This window comes from Burkholderia sp. BE12, assembly GCF_002959955.1.
GTDB lineage: Bacteria > Pseudomonadota > Gammaproteobacteria > Burkholderiales > Burkholderiaceae > Burkholderia.
In genome coordinates, this window is the sequence record NZ_PREY01000049.1 from 17,775 (window position 1) to 34,386 (window position 16,612).

At 66.9% G+C, this 16,612-nt stretch carries 17 protein-coding genes; 12 read left to right on the plus strand and 5 right to left on the minus strand.

Annotation, left to right across the window (positions count from 1 at the left end; genetic code table 11):
- Nucleotide 1: 1 nt before the first annotated feature.
- Nucleotides 2-904, plus strand: a complete 903-nt coding sequence (gene catA / locus C4B30_RS33000) for a catechol 1,2-dioxygenase (protein ID WP_105133558.1) — start codon at nucleotides 2-4, stop codon at nucleotides 902-904.
- A gap of 43 nt (nucleotides 905-947) precedes the next feature.
- A complete protein-coding gene (catC, locus tag C4B30_RS33005) occupies nucleotides 948-1,238 on the plus strand; it encodes a muconolactone Delta-isomerase (protein ID WP_027782456.1) in 291 nt (96 codons plus the stop codon).
- 171 nt (nucleotides 1,239-1,409) lie between these two features.
- Here catC and C4B30_RS33010 read toward each other — a convergent pair whose 3' ends face one another.
- A complete protein-coding gene (locus C4B30_RS33010) occupies nucleotides 1,410-2,189 on the minus strand; it encodes an NAD(P)H-dependent oxidoreductase (protein ID WP_105133559.1) in 780 nt (259 codons plus the stop codon).
- Nucleotides 2,190-2,280: 91 nt separating this feature from the next.
- On the opposite strand from C4B30_RS33010, the gene C4B30_RS33015 reads away from it, so the two are divergent.
- Both C4B30_RS33015 and C4B30_RS33020 read left to right on the plus strand, forming a co-directional pair.
- Complete coding sequence (locus C4B30_RS33015; RefSeq protein WP_105133560.1) at nucleotides 2,281-3,174, plus strand: LysR family transcriptional regulator; 894 nt, start codon at nucleotides 2,281-2,283, stop codon at nucleotides 3,172-3,174.
- Nucleotides 3,175-3,395: 221 nt separating this feature from the next.
- A complete protein-coding gene (locus tag C4B30_RS33020) occupies nucleotides 3,396-3,806 on the plus strand; it encodes a DUF2471 family protein (protein ID WP_105133561.1) in 411 nt (136 codons plus the stop codon).
- Nucleotides 3,807-3,930: 124 nt separating this feature from the next.
- Here C4B30_RS33020 and C4B30_RS33025 read toward each other — a convergent pair whose 3' ends face one another.
- Nucleotides 3,931-5,964, minus strand: coding sequence for an NADPH-dependent 2,4-dienoyl-CoA reductase (locus tag C4B30_RS33025; RefSeq protein WP_105133571.1), 2,034 nt, complete (start codon nucleotides 5,962-5,964; stop codon nucleotides 3,931-3,933).
- A 73-nt stretch (nucleotides 5,965-6,037) separates the two neighbouring features.
- Here C4B30_RS33025 and C4B30_RS33030 point away from each other — a divergent pair, with 73 nt between their 5' ends.
- From C4B30_RS33030 to C4B30_RS33040, 3 genes are all read left to right on the plus strand, one after another.
- A complete protein-coding gene (locus C4B30_RS33030; RefSeq protein ID WP_105133562.1) occupies nucleotides 6,038-7,147 on the plus strand; it encodes an AraC family transcriptional regulator in 1,110 nt (369 codons plus the stop codon).
- Nucleotides 7,148-7,311: 164 nt separating this feature from the next.
- Nucleotides 7,312-7,857 (plus strand): hypothetical protein, encoded by a 546-nt coding sequence (locus C4B30_RS33035; protein WP_234015484.1) that lies wholly within the window; start codon nucleotides 7,312-7,314, stop codon nucleotides 7,855-7,857.
- Nucleotides 7,854-8,456 (plus strand): hypothetical protein, encoded by a 603-nt coding sequence (locus C4B30_RS33040; RefSeq protein WP_105133564.1) that lies wholly within the window; start codon nucleotides 7,854-7,856, stop codon nucleotides 8,454-8,456. Before C4B30_RS33035 ends, C4B30_RS33040 begins: the two co-directional genes overlap by 4 nt.
- Before the next feature lie 100 nt (nucleotides 8,457-8,556).
- Here the strand turns inward: C4B30_RS33040 and C4B30_RS33045 are convergent, their stop codons facing one another.
- The 3 genes from C4B30_RS33045 to C4B30_RS33055 all read right to left on the minus strand — a co-directional run bounded on the left by C4B30_RS33045 (nucleotide 8,557) and on the right by C4B30_RS33055 (nucleotide 10,903).
- Nucleotides 8,557-9,036 carry an aconitase X swivel domain-containing protein gene (locus tag C4B30_RS33045; protein WP_105133565.1) on the minus strand — a complete coding sequence of 160 codons (480 nt, stop codon included), beginning with the start codon at nucleotides 9,034-9,036 and terminating at the stop codon, nucleotides 8,557-8,559.
- Nucleotides 9,029-10,276, minus strand: a complete 1,248-nt coding sequence (locus C4B30_RS33050) for an aconitase X (RefSeq protein WP_105133572.1) — start codon at nucleotides 10,274-10,276, stop codon at nucleotides 9,029-9,031. The genes C4B30_RS33045 and C4B30_RS33050 overlap by 8 nt, the downstream gene beginning before the upstream one ends.
- 198 nt (nucleotides 10,277-10,474) lie before the next feature.
- Nucleotides 10,475-10,903 (minus strand): MarR family winged helix-turn-helix transcriptional regulator, encoded by a 429-nt coding sequence (locus tag C4B30_RS33055; RefSeq protein WP_027782447.1) that lies wholly within the window; start codon nucleotides 10,901-10,903, stop codon nucleotides 10,475-10,477.
- Nucleotides 10,904-10,994: 91 nt separating this feature from the next.
- Here C4B30_RS33055 and C4B30_RS33060 point away from each other — a divergent pair, with 91 nt between their 5' ends.
- From C4B30_RS33060 to C4B30_RS33080, 5 genes are all read left to right on the plus strand, one after another.
- A complete protein-coding gene (locus tag C4B30_RS33060) occupies nucleotides 10,995-11,915 on the plus strand; it encodes a LysR family transcriptional regulator (protein WP_027782446.1) in 921 nt (306 codons plus the stop codon).
- A 107-nt stretch (nucleotides 11,916-12,022) separates the two neighbouring features.
- Complete coding sequence (locus C4B30_RS33065; RefSeq protein WP_105133566.1) at nucleotides 12,023-12,454, plus strand: MarR family winged helix-turn-helix transcriptional regulator; 432 nt, start codon at nucleotides 12,023-12,025, stop codon at nucleotides 12,452-12,454.
- A gap of 64 nt (nucleotides 12,455-12,518) precedes the next feature.
- Nucleotides 12,519-13,613, plus strand: coding sequence for an HlyD family secretion protein (locus C4B30_RS33070; RefSeq protein WP_105133567.1), 1,095 nt, complete (start codon nucleotides 12,519-12,521; stop codon nucleotides 13,611-13,613).
- A 13-nt stretch (nucleotides 13,614-13,626) separates the two neighbouring features.
- Nucleotides 13,627-15,201, plus strand: a complete 1,575-nt coding sequence (locus tag C4B30_RS33075; protein ID WP_105133568.1) for a DHA2 family efflux MFS transporter permease subunit — start codon at nucleotides 13,627-13,629, stop codon at nucleotides 15,199-15,201.
- A gap of 15 nt (nucleotides 15,202-15,216) precedes the next feature.
- A partial coding sequence (locus C4B30_RS33080) for an efflux transporter outer membrane subunit (RefSeq protein ID WP_105133569.1) occupies nucleotides 15,217-16,612 on the plus strand: 1,396 nt, incomplete at its 3' end.

Below are 16,612 nucleotides of genomic sequence, written 5' to 3' on the forward strand. Positions count from 1 at the left end.
GATGAACAAGCAAGCCATCGACGCACTGCTGAAGACCTTCGACGACGCCGCCGAGAAGCCCGGCAACCCGCGCGTACGCGCGATCGTCAACCGGATCGTGAAGGACCTCTGCTACACGATCGAGGATTTCGACGTGCAGCCGAGCGAATTCTGGACGGCCCTGAACTACCTGAACGAAGCCGGCCGCGAATTCGGGCTGATCGCCGCGGGCCTCGGCCTCGAGCGCTTCCTCGACGTGCGAATGGACGAAGCCGAGGAAAAGGCCGGCATCCACGGCGGCACGCCGCGCACGATCGAAGGGCCGCTGTACGTCGCCGGCGCGCCGGAATCGGTCGGCCACGCGCGTCTCGACGACGGCACCGATCCGGGCCAGACGCTGATCATGCGCGGCCGGGTGCTCGGCCAGGACGGCGCGCCGCTCGCGAATGCGCTGGTCGAGGTGTGGCATGCGAACCACCTGGGCAATTACTCGTACTTCGACCCGTCGCAGCCCGCGTTCAACCTGCGCCGCTCGATCCGCACCGATGCCGAAGGCCGTTACAGCTTCCGCAGCGTGCTGCCGGTCGGCTACAGCGTGCCGCCGGGCAGCAAGACCGAGCAACTGCTCGATCAGCTCGGCCGCCACGGCCATCGTCCGGCGCACATTCACTTCTTCGTTTCCGCGGACGGTTATCGTAAGCTGACGACGCAGATCAACATCGACGGCGATCCGCATCTGTGGGACGACTTCGCGTTCGCGACGCGCGACGGGCTGATCCCGCCGGTCAGGCAGGCGGAAGGCGCGGAAGGCAAGCCGTACGGCGTCGACGGCCAGTTCGCGCTGATCGACTTCGATTTCTCGCTGCTCAAGGAAAAGCAGGACGTGCCGGGGAGCGAAGTGGAGCGGCCCCGCGCGCAGGCGTGAGCGCCCGTCCCGTTCGACGAATCGACAACGCAAGGAGTGCAGGATGCTGTTTCATGTGGAAATGACCGTTCGCCTGCCGGCGGACATGGATCCGGTCAAGGCCGCCACGCTGAAGGCGGAAGAAAAGGCGATGTGCCAGCGGCTGATGAACGACGGGACCTGGCGTCATCTGTGGCGGATCGCCGGGCAGTATGCCAACGTCAGTATCTTCGACGTCGAAAGCGTGCAGCAACTGCATGACGTGCTGAGTCAGCTGCCGCTGTTTCCGTATATGGAGATGGAGGTGCGGGCGCTGTGCCGGCATCCTTCGTCGGTGCGGGAAGACGATCGGTAAGCAACGACGAATCGCGGCCGCGACCCACGGCCGCGCGATGCCATGAGATGCACGACCCGGGCGGCCGGCGATGTCACGCAGGCCGCCCGGGTCTTTTGCGTTTTGCGCTTGGCGTTTTGCATTCGGCGGCGGTCATTCGCGCTACCCCGCATCAGCGGTGCGCAGTCACCATCAGGCGGCCGAATGCACCGCGAACCCCACCTTCCCCGGCGCGATCTCCTCTTTCAACGTCAACGCCGGAATCTCGTAATCGCCCGCGTTCTGCCGGCGGAACGGAATCGGCGGCGTGGTCCACAGATCGTCGAGACGCCGGCCGAGCGCCATGCGCGTTTCGTCGAAGCGCGCGGCATTCATCTTGCCCGTCTGATAGATCACGAACGGCGGCAGCACGTCGAACCCCGGGTAGTACAGCATCCCGTGCTGGATCGGGAACAGCACGTCGTCGATCGGTCCGTTGATGCCGCGCGGGCCGTAGTGCGACTCCCACCCGCCCGTCGTGACGACCACCATCGCCCGCTTGCCGGCCAGCGAGCCTTCGCCGTAGCGGTCGCCCCACTGCGTATCGGAATGTTCGCCGACGCCGTAGGCAAAACCGTACGCGTACACGCGCTCGAACCAGCCCTTCATGATCGCCGGCATCGAGAACCACCACAGCGGAAACTGCAGGATCACCGCGTCGGCCCACTTCAGCTTGTCCTGCTCGCGCGCGATGTCTTCGCTCTGCGTGCCCGCCGCGAACGCACGCTTCGAATCGAGCGCCGGATCGAAGCGTGTGTCGGGCGCACGATCGGTCACGTCGTTCGCATCGAATGCCGCCTTCCAGTTCATCGCATACAGGTCGGTCACCTGCACCGTGTGGCCCGCCGCTTCGAGATGGCCGACGGCGAAGTCGCGCAGCGCGCCGTTCAGCGAACGCGGTTCGGGATGGGCATAGACGATCAGCACATTCATGTTCGGTACTCCGTGGATTGAATTGACTGACTGCAGGATGCCGTTGCCGCAGGTATATTGGAAATGAATTTCCGATATTCCAGGTATAGCCATGAATAATCCCAGAAGGCTCGATCTGAACCTGCTCGTCACGCTGGACGTGCTGCTCGCCGAGCACAACGTCACGCGCGCGGCCGAGAAGCTGAACATGTCGCAGCCATCGGTCAGCGTGCAGTTGCAGAAACTGCGCGACGTGTTCGGCGATCCGCTGCTGCTGCCGGGGCCGCGCGGGATGCGGCCGACCGCACGTGCGGAAGCGCTGCGCGAGCCGTTGCGCGACGTGCTCGAAGCGGTCGAGCGCACGGTGCTCCCGGCCGCACCGTTCGATCCCGCGACCGCGACGAACACGTGGCGCGTGGCCGCGACCGACTACGGCGAATCGACGATCGTGCTGCCCGCGCTGCACACGCTGCGTTCGACCGCGCCCGGCACGCGGCTGGCCGTCATCGAGCTCGTGCCGCCGCGCATCGAGCAGGATACCGAACGAAATGGCATCGACCTCGCGTTCCATATGACCGAAGCGTCGCCGCCCGGCATGCGGCGCCTGCCGCTGTTCGTCGAGCGTTACGTGCTGATCGGCCGCGCCGGTCACCCGAAGCTGAAGCGGCGCCCCACGCTCGCGCAGTTCGGCGCGCTCGAGCACGTGATCGTGTCGCCGGACGGCGGCGGCTTCCTCGGCGTGACGGACGAAGCGCTCGCGAAGGTCGGTGCCGCGCGGCGCGTCGTGCTGTCGGTGCCGCACTTCCTGTTCGTGATGTCGGCCGTCGCGAGCACCGACCTCGTCGCGATGCTGCCCGAGCGGCTGGTGCGCGACGTGCCCGCGCTGCGCGTGGTGGACGCACCGGTCGAGGTGCCCGGCTATGAAATGTCGATGCTGTGGCACGAGCGCGTGCATCGCGATCCGGCACATCGATGGCTGCGCGAAACCATCGCGGCGGCGGTGTAGATCGAATCCGGCGGCCGGATCCGGCGCGGCAAGGAACGGGCATGCCGGACGGCGCCCGACTGCCGGCGTCGATCGGCTTCGTCACGACCGCGTCGCCCTTCGATGCGATTCTTCATCGGGGACTTGAAACCGCCTCGAATACTGTATATATTTACAGTGCTTTTGAACCATTTGACCCGAATTCCGTCACCCACCGACGGACGGACTTTTGTGAGGCGACCATGTTCCAGTCATCCGCATTCGATCCCGAGCAACCCGGCTTCAACCCGAGCCACTTCGAGCGCGCCGCGCGGCAGGCGGTCGTCGATCTTCAGCGCGTCGTCGGCACGCCCGCACAGCGGGCGCTCGGCCTGCGGCGGCGCAGCCATCCGGCGGCGGTCCGCACGATGAGCTGGCAGGCGCTGTTGAATGTCGAGGAGCTGGCGTTCTCGAACGCCGGTTTCCTGAACCGCAACGATCCGACCGTCGTCGACGCGTTCATCCGGCTGCGCGACAGCCGGATGGTCGCGGCGGACATCGAGGAAGCCGTCGACTGGAAACGCGACGACGACGATCTGCCGGCCGTCTATCTGATCGTCAAGGCAATGCTCGAAGCGGAAGAGACCGAGACGCAACGCGTCGAGATGGAGTAACGACGGCCGGCGCGGCCTTCCCTTCCGGTCAGGGCCACGCCGGTGCAAACGCGGATTCCCGGGGCAGCACACGCCATCGCGGCCACGCGCCGCCGCATCATCGCATCATCGGGCATCCGCCCCGTCAGAGCCGCGCCGCGAGCCGTGAGCCCTGATCGATCGCGCGCTTCGCATCGAGTTCGGCGGCCAGTTCCGCACCGCCGATCAGGTGCACCGAGCGCCCGGCGGCCTGCAACGGCGCGAGCAACGCACGTTGCGGCTCCTGCCCCGTGCAGAGCACGATCGTGTCGGCTTCGATCAGTTCGTGATCGGTGCGCTGCTCGCCGTACGACACATGCAGCCCGCGCGCATCGATCAGCTCGTAGTTCACGCCGCCGATCATCTTCACCTGCTTCATTTTCAGCGTCGCACGGTGAATCCAGCCGGTCGTCTTGCCGAGCCCCTTGCCGAGCGGGGCGGCCTTGCGCTGCAGCAGCGTCACTTCACGCGCCGGCGCCGACACCTGTGCACGCGTCACGCCGCCGCGCGTCGCGGCCGGGTCGGTCACGCCCCACTCCGCTTTCCATTCCTCGAGATCGAGCGTCGGCGACTCGCCGTCCTGCACCAGATATTCGGCGACGTCGAAGCCGACCCCGCCCGCACCTACCACCGCGACGCGCCGGCCCACCGGCTGCCTGCCCGCGAGCACGTCGATGTAGCTGAGCACGTTCGGCCCGTCCTGCCCCGGAATCTTCGGGTCGCGCGGCGCGACGCCGGTCGCAAGCACGATCTCGTCGTAGCCGCCCGCGATCAGGTCGCTCGCGTCGACGCGGCGGTTCAGGTGCAGCTTCACGCCGGTCAGCTCGACCTGCCGGCCGAAGTAGCTCAGTGCTTCGCGAAACTCCTCCTTGCCCGGAATCCGCTTCGCCATGTTGAACTGGCCGCCGATCTCGGCGGCGCCGTCGAACAGGTCGACCTGATGGCCGCGCTGCGCGAGTACCGTCGAGCATGCAAGCCCGGCCGGCCCCGCGCCGACCACCGCGATGCGCTTCGGCTGCGGCGCGGGCGTGTATTTCAGCTCCGTCTCGTGGCATGCACGCGGATTCAGCAGGCACGACGCGATTCGGTTCTTGAACGCATGATCGAGGCACGCCTGATTGCAGCCGATGCAGGTGTTGATCTCGTCGGCACGGCCCTGTGCGGCCTTGACGACGAACTCGGCATCCGCGAGCAGCGGGCGCGCCATCGACACCATGTCCGCGCAGCCGTCCGCGAGAATCTGCTCGGCCACTTCGGGCCGGTTGATCCGGTTGGTCGTCACGAGCGGGATGCCGACCTCGCCCTTCATCTTCTTCGTCACCCACGCGAACGCGCCGCGCGGCACCGACGTCGCGATCGTCGGCACGCGCGCCTCGTGCCAGCCGATCCCCGTGTTGATGAGGGTCGCGCCCGCACGCTCGACCGCCTTCGCGAGCTGCACGGTTTCGCGCCAGTCGCTGCCGTCCGGAATCAGGTCGAGCATCGACAGCCGGTAGATCAGGATGAAATCGCGTCCGACCGCTTCGCGCGTGCGCTCGACGATCTCGATCGGCAAGCGAATGCGGTTCTCGTACGAACCGCCCCACTGGTCGGTACGCTTGTTCGTGTGCATCGAGATGAACTGGTTGATCAGGTAGCCCTCGGAGCCCATGATCTCGACGCCGTCGTAACCGGCTTCGCGTGCCAGCGTCGCGCAGCGCACGAACGCGCGGATCTGCCGCTCGACGCCGCGCGCGCTCAGTTCGTGCGGCGCGAACGGCGAGATCGGCGATTTGATCTTCGACGGCGCGACCGCGAACGGGTGATAACCGTAGCGGCCCGTATGCAGGATCTGCAGCGCGATCTTGCCGTCCTCCGCATGCACGGCGCCGGTGATCTCGCGATGCCGGCGCGCGGCGGCCGACGTCATCAGCGTACCGCCGAACGGCTTGGTCCAGCCGGCCACGTTCGGCGCGAAGCCGCCCGTCACGATCAGGCCGACGCCGCCGCGCGCACGCTCGGCGAAATATTCGGCGAGGCGCGGCAGCGTCTTGCGGCTGTCCTCGAGGCCCGTATGCATCGAGCCCATCAGCACGCGATTCTTCAGCGTCGTGAAGCCGAGGTCGAGCGGTGCGAGCAGGTGGGGAAAGGGAGTCGTCATGATGTCGGCCAATAAGCGATGCCTGCCATCGTAGGCGCGCGCCGCCTTGAACGTGAGGGGGCAAACAGCCATAATGCTTGTCATTTCCGGCCAAATCGACATGACTTCCCCCTCTCGCAAGGACCACCTCGGGCTGCGCCGGCCGACGATTCCGGTCGCCTATACGCGCCTGCTGCTGCAGGCGCTGGCCGCACGCGGCGTCGATCTGGCCGCCGTGCGTGCCGGCACGGGGCTGCGCGACGCGGTGCTGGCCGAGCCGGACGCGCGCGTCGCGCCGTCGCAATGGGGGCGGCTCGTGCTCAACGCGATCGAAATCGGCGGCGATCCGGGCATCGGGCTCGCGTTCGGGCTGCTGCTGAAGCCGACCGTGCACGGCTTTCTCGGCTACGCGACGCTGACCGCGCGGGACATCCGCGCAGCGCTGTCGGTCACGCAGCGCTACTTCCGGATGCGCAATCGCCAATACCGGCTGACCTATGCGGAAGACGAACGCGGCGCGACGCTCGAACTGCACGGCGTGCAGGCGAACCCCGTGCTGCAGCACCACGTGATGTTCGAATTCGTGCTGACGGGGCTCGCGCAGAACATCTCGCAGTGGTCGGGGCGCAATGCGCCACCGATCAAGCTGCGGTTCGCGTGGCCGGAGCCGGCTTATTTCGAGCGGTATCGCAACCAGTTGCCGCCCGTGGCATTCGGCTGCGCGGCGAATGCGCTGTGGATCGCACGCGACGCGCTCGACTGGCCGCTGCCGCTCGCCGACGAAGTCGCGCACCGGCAGGCGCTCGTGCAGGTCGAGCACGAATATGCGCAGGTGCGTCAGGAGGAAGGCGATCTGGTCGAGCGCGTGCGGGCGGAACTGGCACGCGCGGCCGGCGATTATCCGGGGCCGGACACGCTCGCCGACGCGCTGCTCGTGTCGACGCGTACGCTGCGGCGCCGGCTGGAGGAAGCCGGGTCGAGCTATCGGCAATTGCTCGACGAAGCGCGGTTTCGGGATGCAAAGCAGTTGCTCGCCGCGTCGGATCTCGATCTGAAGACGATCGCCGAACGGCTGCAATTCACCGACCCGGCGAATTTCACGCGCGCGTTCCGGCGCTGGGCCGGGCAGACGCCGAGCGCGTATCGGGAAGCGGCGGCCGGCGTAATCGTGTCGGCGGCAACCGGAGCATGGGTGCGCGAATAACGCCGAGCCGTCGACGGAAGGGGGCGGCTGCGGCTACGCGCGGACTTCAGCGTCGGACGCCGCGCAACCCGTCGCCCGCAATACCGGAGGGGCGGCGAAGCCGTTGGCGTATGATGGGCGCCACATCAAAACGACACCGCACGAACCGGCGCCCTCCCCGACCCATGCCCAATCGCACCAACCTGCTCGAGGCCACGATCGACCGCGTCGATACCAACCTCGTCCGAGTCAAGGCCGATGTCAGGAAAACCCCGTCATACCGTCTGACGATGCAGAACGTCTGCTACTTCGTCACGGCCAACGACCTCGACGCGGAAGCATTCAAGCAGATCGGGCAACTGAGGCCCGGCATGTCGGTGCGCGCCTGCACGTTCGAGCATCGCGGCCGTCGCCGGATCGCCTGGATCAGGAGCGGCAACCTTGCCATCGCGCCGTACGACGTGGTCGCGCAAAAACGGCGGAACCTGACGCTTCTTGCCTGGGCGTCGTGCCTGCTCGTGCTGAGCCTGGGTATCGCTGCCGCGGCACTTCATTCCGGTTGGGCGTTCGTCTCGGCACTGTCCACCGTCGCGGCCATCGTCAGTCTGACGGGCAGCCTGCTCGCCGTCGGCGGCTTGTCCGACCTGATCTTCCAGCCGCAGCGACGCGAAGCCCAGGATAGCTGGTCATGCGAACCGTCCGGCTTCGACGGGGCGCGGAGCCGCCCATGACGAACCACGCGATGCAGACCGCATCCGGCCGCGTGACGGCAGTCGGCCAGCAATCGATCGAGACGAAGGTCTGGAGCAACAACCTGGGCGCGACCACCCAAAGTATCGAGGAAATCACGCTTCAGCTCGATTCGCTCGCGTCCCCGCTCGTGTTCAGGACCAACCGGACGACGCGCCTGTTCATCGCCGCCGGCGATCGATTGAACGTCGCCTATGCCGACGGCCAGGATCACCCGATCGTCTACGGCATCCGCAACATGACCGACGGTTCGACTTATCTGCTGCGCCCCGCCAAGGTCGCCGGCGCCCGGACCGATCTCGTCGTCATGTTCGGTTGCGTGGTCGCCGCCGCCGTGATGAGCGGGATCGTATCCGCGGTGACGCTCAGCACGGAGTCGACGTTCGACGTGTTCGCGCTGATCAGCGCGAGTGCAATCGGTTTGTGCGTGCTCAGTGCGATCCTGCGCATCCTGTTCGGCGTCATCCTGTGGCCCGAAATCAGAAGACTGGCGCAGCCGGGCGGCAAACGCGAAATGAACGCGGCAACGCAGGCACTCTCGTTCACGCAGGACGAAACCCGGCACGTGCGCTTCATCTGATCGGGCCGCGCGCGGCCACTGCGCGCGCGAACGACGCTGCACGCCCGGAATCGCATCGCCGCGGCCACCGCCCGACTCGCCGTCGACGCGCGCCGCTCGATCAGGTCAAACCGGCACCGCCGGAACGCGCATCGTCGTCCAGATAAATCCGCGCGCCGCCGTCGCCCTCGCCCGCTTGGATCCGCACCTCACCGGTTGCCGCGACGATCGCGTCGTACACGTCATCGCTCACGCACACCACCGGCACCGCGATCGCATACAGCTCGGCGGCGACGATCGCGCCGATCGAGATGATCAGGTCGCGCTCCTTCAGCACGATCCCGACCGGCCCCGTGCCGTTGCGCACCGCTTCCGCGAGCACGCTGCTGCTCGAACTCGAGCCCTTCGCGTGCGGCATCACCATCACCGTGCCGGCGAGGCTCGCGCCGGCCTGCGGATGCCCGCGATCGACGATCCGGCCCGCGCCCGAGTCGTAGCCGCCCCAGAAGCTGAGCGGCTTGTCGAGGATGAACGGGCGCGCGCACGCGCTGCCCGGCACGAGCGTGTCGCCCGTCAAGAAGTTGCCCGTCGCTTCAGTCATCGAATCGCACCTTGCCTTCGTACGCGGACCGCACGCATTCGCGCATGCTGCCGTAGGCGACCGTCACGCCGATGTTCGCGGGCGCATACGACGCCCATTTCCCCGAGTTGGTCATCACCAGCCCCGACAACTGCTTCATCACCGGCGTGATGTACGTACAGGTATCGACGACGATCTGAATGCCGCGCGCGGCGAATTTCTCCGCGAGGCCGGCTTGCTCCAGCTCCCACAGAATGAAGCGGCTCGTGTTCACGTAGAAATCGCAGGCCGGCTTGCCGTCGAATGCGTCGAGCAACGTGTCGAGCGTGCGGAATTCGGCCAGCGAAAAATGCGGCGTGCCGAGCGCGACCGCGACGAGCGCGTCGCCGGCCGCGCCGTGATTCAGCGTGCGGCGAATCTCGCCGAGATCGGCCATCGTGATATCGACCGTGCGTTGCGCCGCGTGCCCGTGCAATGCGGCGTCGAGCGTCGGCGCCTCGGGCGTCACGCCGACCGCATGGAACAGCGCGACGGCGCCGCTCGACGCGGCGGCCGCGCCGAGCGCCTTGAGTTCGTCCTCGGTGGTATCCGCCGGCAGCCCGACGATCGCCGGCACGACCGCGCCCGCGATCTTGCCGACCGCCAAACCGAGCGCGGCGAAATAGATGTCGCGCGACGGCAGGCCGGTAAAATCCGGCGCATTGAACACGATCCGCGCGGCGCGGTTCGCGTCGACATGCAGCCCCGCATACGGCGCACGCCCGGTGATCGCGGCGGCCAGATCGAGAAAATCGCCGTAGCGGCTCGTGCGCGCGCCGAGCACCGAGTTCGCGAACACGATCGCGTTCGATTCGGCCCACGCGATCTGCTCGCCCATCGCGGGACGATTCTTCAGCTGATACGGCGCGCACGTGAAGCTCGATTCGCAGCCGAGCAGCAAATGCGCGTCCATCAGGCGCTGCGCATCGCGCTGGATCGTGCGGTCGCCGTGGTACAGCTCGGGATGGATCAGGTCGAGCGACCCGACGTTCAGCGTGGTCGGCACCGCGACCTTCGCGCCCGTCTCGACGAAATAGTCGACGAAATCCAGACTGGTCTGGCCGTGGTAAAGACAGCCGTCGATATGGGCCGACGTGATGTCGATCAGGTGCGGCGCGGACATCACGTGCGCCGTGCGCGCGACGATCCGCATCGCGCGGGCGACGCCGTCGCCGAAATCCCCGCGCAACATCGCGTCGTCGCGGTCACTCAACTGCAGCATCGGTTGCTCCTCTGACGCGTGCCGACGGCGCCGGCCCGTGAAATCCGTCAAAGGACTCTACAACTGGAAATAAAAACTGTCCAGATTACGAGCAAACCGGGTATTAATAAAACCAATTCCGGTGACCAAATGCTTCTACGACACCCGTTGGCTTGAATTTCGCACCAGTTGATCGCCGCGCCGAACCGCCAGCCTCGCCTAGCGCTCCGCCGTCAAACTGAACAGCTCGTCGCGCAACGCCTTCGCGCGATCGCGGCCGAACTGCGTGTCGAATTCGTCCTGTGCGGCCTGCCACGCGACTTTCGCCTGCGCGAACGTGCGCTCGCCGAGCTTCGTGAGGTGCAGCGCATGCGCGCGCGCATCGTGCTCGGACACGGCCGTCGAGACAAACCCGTCGCGCTGCATCGGTTTAAGCGCACGCAGCAACGTCGTGCGATCCATCACGAGCATATCGGCCAGTTCGCTCATCAGGAGGCCGGGTTGGCGCGTGAGGTTCGCCATGATCGAGAACTGGGCGGGCGTGATGCCGACCGGGGCCAGATGGCGTTCGTACAGTTGCGTGACGAAGCGCGCCGCCTGACGCAGCGCGAGACAGTTGCACGCGTGGACAATCGAGGTGTCGTTCATGTTCGGCAATCTATATGTGCATATGCATAAAGTCAATGTACACTCCGCCGTAACGGGGCCGGCGGCCGGCCATCGCGTCAAGGAGACGGACATGGACTACATCGACAAGCTGCGCATCTTCCGGTCGGTGGTGGAGATGCGCAGCTTCACGCGCGCCGCCGACATGCACGGCCTCGCGAGGCCGGTCGTATCGCGCGCGGTCGCGGATCTGGAGGCGCGCTTCGGCAGCCGGCTGCTGCACCGGACCACGCGCCAGGTGTCGCTGACCGAAACGGCCGAGCGCATCTACGAGCGTTGCGCGGCCGTACTCGACGAGCTCGACGCACTCGAAGTGCAAGCGCAGACGCACACGCGCGAGCCCGAGGGCCTGTTGCGCCTCGTCGCGCACACGACGGCCGCGCTGAACCGGCTCGTGCCGCTGATCGCCGGCTTCAAGCGCGCGCATCCGAACGTGCGCCTCGACGTCACGCTGACCGAGCGCCCGGTCGACCTGGTCGGCGAAGGCTACGACATCGGCATCGTCGTGCCGTACATGCTGACGAGCGAATCGACCGTCGTGCGGCTGGTCGAGCGCATTCCGGTCGTGATCGTCGCGACGCCCGCGTATCTGGAAGCGCATGCGCGCCCCGAGACGCCGGCCGACCTCGCCGATCATCCGTTCGTGCCGATCTCGCCATCGCTGCGCCGCCCGGCGCTGTCGTTCCGGGTCGACGGCGACACGCTCACCGTGCCGTACCGCTTCGACATCTCGTCGAACAGCCCCGTGTTCAACCGCGAAATGGTGATGCACGACTTCGGCATCGGCATCGTCCCGAAAACGCTCGTCGAGGCCGAACTCGCGTCAGGCGCGCTCGTGCAGTTGCTGGAAGGCGCCGATCTCGTCGATGCGTTCGTCGAAATCAAGCTCGCATACGCGAACCGCGCGCTGCTGCCCGCGAAGGTGAAGGCGTTCATCGACTACACGGCCGCGTATTGCGACCGCGAAGGCTGGAGCGTTCCGGCGGCGGCTTGATCCCGCGCGCGAACGCGCCGTTCCGACACCGATTGGTACAGCCACGACACCAATCTGATCCCACCGCGCCGCTCGCTTCGCGCCGTCTCGCCACCTAACATGTGCACATGCACAAGACCACGCTCAACGACGACGATTGCTTCGCGGTCCGGCAAGCCGCCCGGCGGATCTCGCAGTTCTACGAGCGTTACCTGTCGCGGGCGGGCGTCACGCCGTCGCAGTACAGCATCCTCGCGCTGCTGCACGACCGGCCCGGCCTGACGATGGCGACACTGTCGAACGTGCTGGTGCTCGAACGCACCGCGCTGCTGCGCGCGCTCAAGCCGCTCGTCGGCGCGGCACTGGTGACGGGGCGCATCGAGCCGCCCTGCCGCGGCCAGACGTTCGCGCTGACCGCGCACGGCGAAACGAAGATCGCCGACGCGCATGTGCACTGGCTCGCCGCGCAGGAGGCGTTCGAGCGGTGCTTCGGGTCGACGCAGGCGGCCCGACTGAGAGACGAATTGTTCCGGATCACGCACAACCTGCCGGAACGCTAGCCCCTTCCCCGATCGACGCCGTGCCGTCGATCGGTTTGAATAGTGCATATACATAGGTGAATCGATGGATACGACTCAAGCCGCTGCCTCGTCACGCGAAGCAGCCACGACCGAGCGGCCCGCGAAGCAGCAACGCCGTGTGCCGTGGATGCGCATCGCGGTGGGCGCCGTCGTCGTCGTGGTCGCGGCCGCCGCGATCGACTGGTTGTTCGTCTTGCGCTTCCAGGAAAGCACCGACGATGCGTATGTCGGTGGCGACGTGACGGTGCTCGCGCCGAAGGTCAACGGCTTCGTCGACAAGATTCTCGTGACCGACAACCAGCGCGTGAAGGCCGGCGACGTGCTCGTGCAGCTCGATGCGCGCGACTACGACGCGAAGCTCGCGCAGGCCGGCGCCGAAGTCGACAGCGCACGCGCCGCCGTGACCGAACTCGAGGCGAAGCAGCAACTGCAATTCGCGGTGATCGGCCAGCACGCGGCGGAGAAGAACGCGTCGTCGGCCGAGCTGACGCGCGCGGCATCGGACCGCGTGCGCTACCGCGAGCTCGTGAAGTCGGACGCCGTATCGAACCAGATCGTCGAGCGCGCGGACGCCGATTACTCGAAGGCCGGCGCGGCCGTCGAACGCAGCGATGCCGCGCTGCTCGCCTCGAAGCGGCAGCTCGACGTGCTCGGCGCCCAGCTCGTCGATGCGCGGGCCCGCGTGAACACCGCGCTCGCCGCGCAGCGCGTCGCGGCGCTCAACGTCGAATACACGACGATCCGCTCGCCGGTCGACGGTTACGTCGGCAACCGCACGGGCCGCGTCGGGATGCTCGCGAACGTCGGCGTGCCGTTGCTGACGGTCGTGCCGGCCGCCGGCCTGTGGGTCGACGCGAACTTCAAGGAAGACCAGCTGCGCAAGATGCGCGCGGGCGATCGCGTCGACGTCGCGCTCGATGCGTCGAGCACGCGCCTGCATGGCCGCGTCGACAGCCTTGCACCCGCGACCGGCGCGACCTTCAGCGTCCTGCCGCCCGAGAACGCGACCGGCAACTTCACGAAGATCGTCCAGCGCGTGCCCGTACGCGTGCATCTCGATCCGCAGCCCGGCATCGAGCAGGTGCTGCGCCCCGGCCTGTCCGCGGTCGTGACCGTGCATACCGACCACAAGCACTGAGCGGGAGCCGACGATGACCACCGCGTTTTCCGGCGACCCCGCGTCGCAACCGACCAGGCAGCGCGTGTTCGCGTTCGCGCTGATGTGCGTCGGCTTCTTCATGGCGACGCTCGACATCCAGATCGTCGCGTCGTCGCTGCGCGACATCGGCGGCGGGCTCTCCGCGAGCCAGGACGAATTGTCGTGGGTGCAGACCGCCTACCTGATCGCCGAGATCATCGTGATCCCGATGTCGGGCTGGCTGTCGAAGGTGATGTCGACGCGCTGGCTGTTCGTCGCATCGGCCATCGGTTTCACGATCACCAGCATGCTGTGCGGGCTCGCGTGGGACATCAACTCGATGATCCTGTTCCGCGGGATGCAGGGCGCGCTCGGCGCCGCGATGATCCCGACCGTGTTCACCACCGCGTTCGTGCTGTTCCCCGGCAAGCAGCGGCTGATCGCATCGACGACCATCGGCGCGCTCGCGTCGCTCGCGCCGGCGATCGGCCCCGTGATCGGCGGCTGGATCACCGACCAATGGTCGTGGCACTGGCTGTTCTACCTGAACCTCGTGCCGGGCATCGCGGTGGCCGCGCTCGTGCCGCGCTACGTGCATATCGACGCGCCCGATCTCAGCCTCATCAAGCGCGGCGACTATCTCGGCATCGCGCTGATGTCGGGCTTCCTCGGCTGCCTCGAATACGTGCTCGAGGAAGGCCCGCGCAAGAACTGGTTCGGCGACGACGCGATCATCATCTGCGCATGGATTTCCGGCATCTGCGGCTTCCTGTTCATCGTGCACGCGCTGACCGCCGACGATCCGATCGTCGACCTGCGCGCGCTCGCCGTGCGCAACTTCGGGATCGGCAGCCTGCTGTCGTTCGTGACCGGCATCGGGATCTTCGTGACCGTGTTCCTGACGCCGCTGTTCCTCGCGCAGGTGCGCGCGTTCAGCTCGCTGCAGATCGGCATCGCGCTGCTGTCGGTCGGCGCGTTCCAGTTGGTCGCGCTGTGCGCGTATGCGTTCGCCGCGCGCTACGTCAGCATGCGTGCGCTGCTCGTGTTCGGGTTGATCTGCTTCGGCCTCGGCTGCTACCTGTACACGCCGATCACGCACGACTGGGGCTGGCGGGAACTGCTGCTGCCGCAGGCGCTGCGCGGCATCGGCCAGCAGTTCAGCGTGCCGCCGATCGTGACGATGGCGCTCGGCTCGCTGCCGCAGTCGCGGCTGAAATCGGCGAGCGGGTTGTTCAACCTGATGCGTAACCTCGGCGGCGCGATCGGTATCGCCGTGAGCGCGACGATGCTCAACGACCGACTGAACTTCCATTACCTGCGCCTGAACGAGCACGTGAGCGCCGGCGAGCCGCAGATCGCATCGCTGCTCGATCGCCAGGCTGCGTACTGGGGATCGGTGGCCGGCAATACGTTGAATACCGCCCAGGCCGGCCTCGCGAACCTGCATCGGCTGATCTATCGCGAAGCGCTGACGCTCACCTATGCGGATGCGTACTACGCGCTGTCGCTGTGCTTCGTCGTCGCGCTGCTTGCCGTTGTGTTTTCCAAACCCATTACATTGAACGCGCCGCCGCCGGACGCGCACTGAGGCCAAGGGATCATCATGAAGAAGCTACTCGTCGCGCTGGCCGTCAGCGTGTTCGCCGCCGGGTGTGCGGTGCAGCCTGCCCAGCATCCGGCATTGAACGAATCCGTTCGGACGCTTGCGCCCACCGCATGGGATGCGGACGTGCCGCGTGCGGACATCGACGCCGCCGCATGGTGGGCGCAATTCCACGACCCCGTGCTCGACCGGCTGATCGCGACCGTGCTCGACGGCAACCTCGATCTGCAAGCCGCCGCCGAGCGCGTGAAGCAGGCGCAGGCGCTGACCGTGCAGAAGCGCGCGGTGCTGCTGCCGGAACTCGACGCGACCGCCCATGCGGCCGACGCGCGGCAGAACACGCCGCCGCCGCTCGGCTATGTGCGGCAGGCGGGTGCGGGGCTCGCGCTGAGCTGGTCGCCCGACGTGTTCGGCGGCGAGCGACTCGATCTGCTCGCCGCAAAAGCCGAACTGGTTGGCCAGAAGCATGCGGAAGATGCGATGCGGCTCGCGCTTGCTGCCGATGCGGCATCCGCGTATGTCGATCTGCGCTGGGCGCAGCAGGAATTGAAGATCCTGCAGGACAACGCGAGGATCCGGCAGCATGCGCTCGAACTCACGCGCAAGCGGCAAGCATTCGGGCTGTCGACCGAACTCGACGTGACCCGCGCGCAGAACCAGCTCGATGCGCTCGACGCGCGGATTCCGCCGACGCAGGCGCAGATATCGCATCAGCTCAATCTGATCGCCGTGTATTCGGGGCGGACGCCGGAATCGGTCGATCGGCTCGTGTTGGCGCAGGCCGGGGAGATTCCTGCGCCGCCGGTTGGGGCGCCGGGGACGTTGCCGTCGCAGGCGTTGTTGCGGCGGCCGGATGTGCTGACGGCCTACGCTCAGGTCGAGCGGCGTGCAGCGCAAGTCGGCGTGGCGAAGGCCGAGCGCTATCCGAAGTTTTCGTTGAACCTGACGGATGGGATTCTGGCGGCTTCGTATCTGGGGTTGCCGACGTTGACCGATAACCTGTTCAGCGCGGCGTTGAGTGCGACGAGCCCTATCTTCAACGCGGGTCGGATTACCGCTGATATCTCGCAGAGCGAGAGCCGGATGCGCGAGTCGGAACTCGGGCTACGGCAGACGATGCTGCAAGCGTTGAGGGAAGTCGAGGATGCGCGGGCGAATCTCGTCAGTTCCGATGAGGCGGCGCGGAGGCTGGGTAGTGCATTGGCGGCTTCCGATAAGGCGCTTGGGTTGGCGAATCAGCTCTATAAGGGCGGCGCGACGGATTTTCTGGACGTGCTGTCGGCGCAGGAGGTTTATTTGCGCGATTCGGATTCGCTCAATCAGGTCAAGCGCGAACACGCACTGGCGGCGGTTGCGTTGTATCGGTCGCTGGGGGGTGGGTGGAGCAGGAATGATG

Coding starts and splice junctions, on each gene's coding strand:
- catA (WP_105133558.1), top strand. CDS start 2: ATGAACAAGCAAGCCATCGACGCACTGCTGAAGACCTTCGACGACGCC.
- catC (WP_027782456.1), top strand. CDS start 948: ATGCTGTTTCATGTGGAAATGACCGTTCGCCTGCCGGCGGACATGGAT.
- C4B30_RS33010 (WP_105133559.1), bottom strand. CDS start 2,189: ATGAATGTGCTGATCGTCTATGCCCATCCCGAACCGCGTTCGCTGAAC.
- C4B30_RS33015 (WP_105133560.1), top strand. CDS start 2,281: ATGAATAATCCCAGAAGGCTCGATCTGAACCTGCTCGTCACGCTGGAC.
- C4B30_RS33020 (WP_105133561.1), top strand. CDS start 3,396: ATGTTCCAGTCATCCGCATTCGATCCCGAGCAACCCGGCTTCAACCCG.
- C4B30_RS33025 (WP_105133571.1), bottom strand. CDS start 5,964: ATGACGACTCCCTTTCCCCACCTGCTCGCACCGCTCGACCTCGGCTTC.
- C4B30_RS33030 (WP_105133562.1), top strand. CDS start 6,038: ATGCTTGTCATTTCCGGCCAAATCGACATGACTTCCCCCTCTCGCAAG.
- C4B30_RS33035 (WP_234015484.1), top strand. CDS start 7,312: ATGCCCAATCGCACCAACCTGCTCGAGGCCACGATCGACCGCGTCGAT.
- C4B30_RS33040 (WP_105133564.1), top strand. CDS start 7,854: ATGACGAACCACGCGATGCAGACCGCATCCGGCCGCGTGACGGCAGTC.
- C4B30_RS33045 (WP_105133565.1), bottom strand. CDS start 9,036: ATGACTGAAGCGACGGGCAACTTCTTGACGGGCGACACGCTCGTGCCG.
- C4B30_RS33050 (WP_105133572.1), bottom strand. CDS start 10,276: ATGCTGCAGTTGAGTGACCGCGACGACGCGATGTTGCGCGGGGATTTC.
- C4B30_RS33055 (WP_027782447.1), bottom strand. CDS start 10,903: ATGAACGACACCTCGATTGTCCACGCGTGCAACTGTCTCGCGCTGCGT.
- C4B30_RS33060 (WP_027782446.1), top strand. CDS start 10,995: ATGGACTACATCGACAAGCTGCGCATCTTCCGGTCGGTGGTGGAGATG.
- C4B30_RS33065 (WP_105133566.1), top strand. CDS start 12,023: ATGCACAAGACCACGCTCAACGACGACGATTGCTTCGCGGTCCGGCAA.
- C4B30_RS33070 (WP_105133567.1), top strand. CDS start 12,519: ATGGATACGACTCAAGCCGCTGCCTCGTCACGCGAAGCAGCCACGACC.
- C4B30_RS33075 (WP_105133568.1), top strand. CDS start 13,627: ATGACCACCGCGTTTTCCGGCGACCCCGCGTCGCAACCGACCAGGCAG.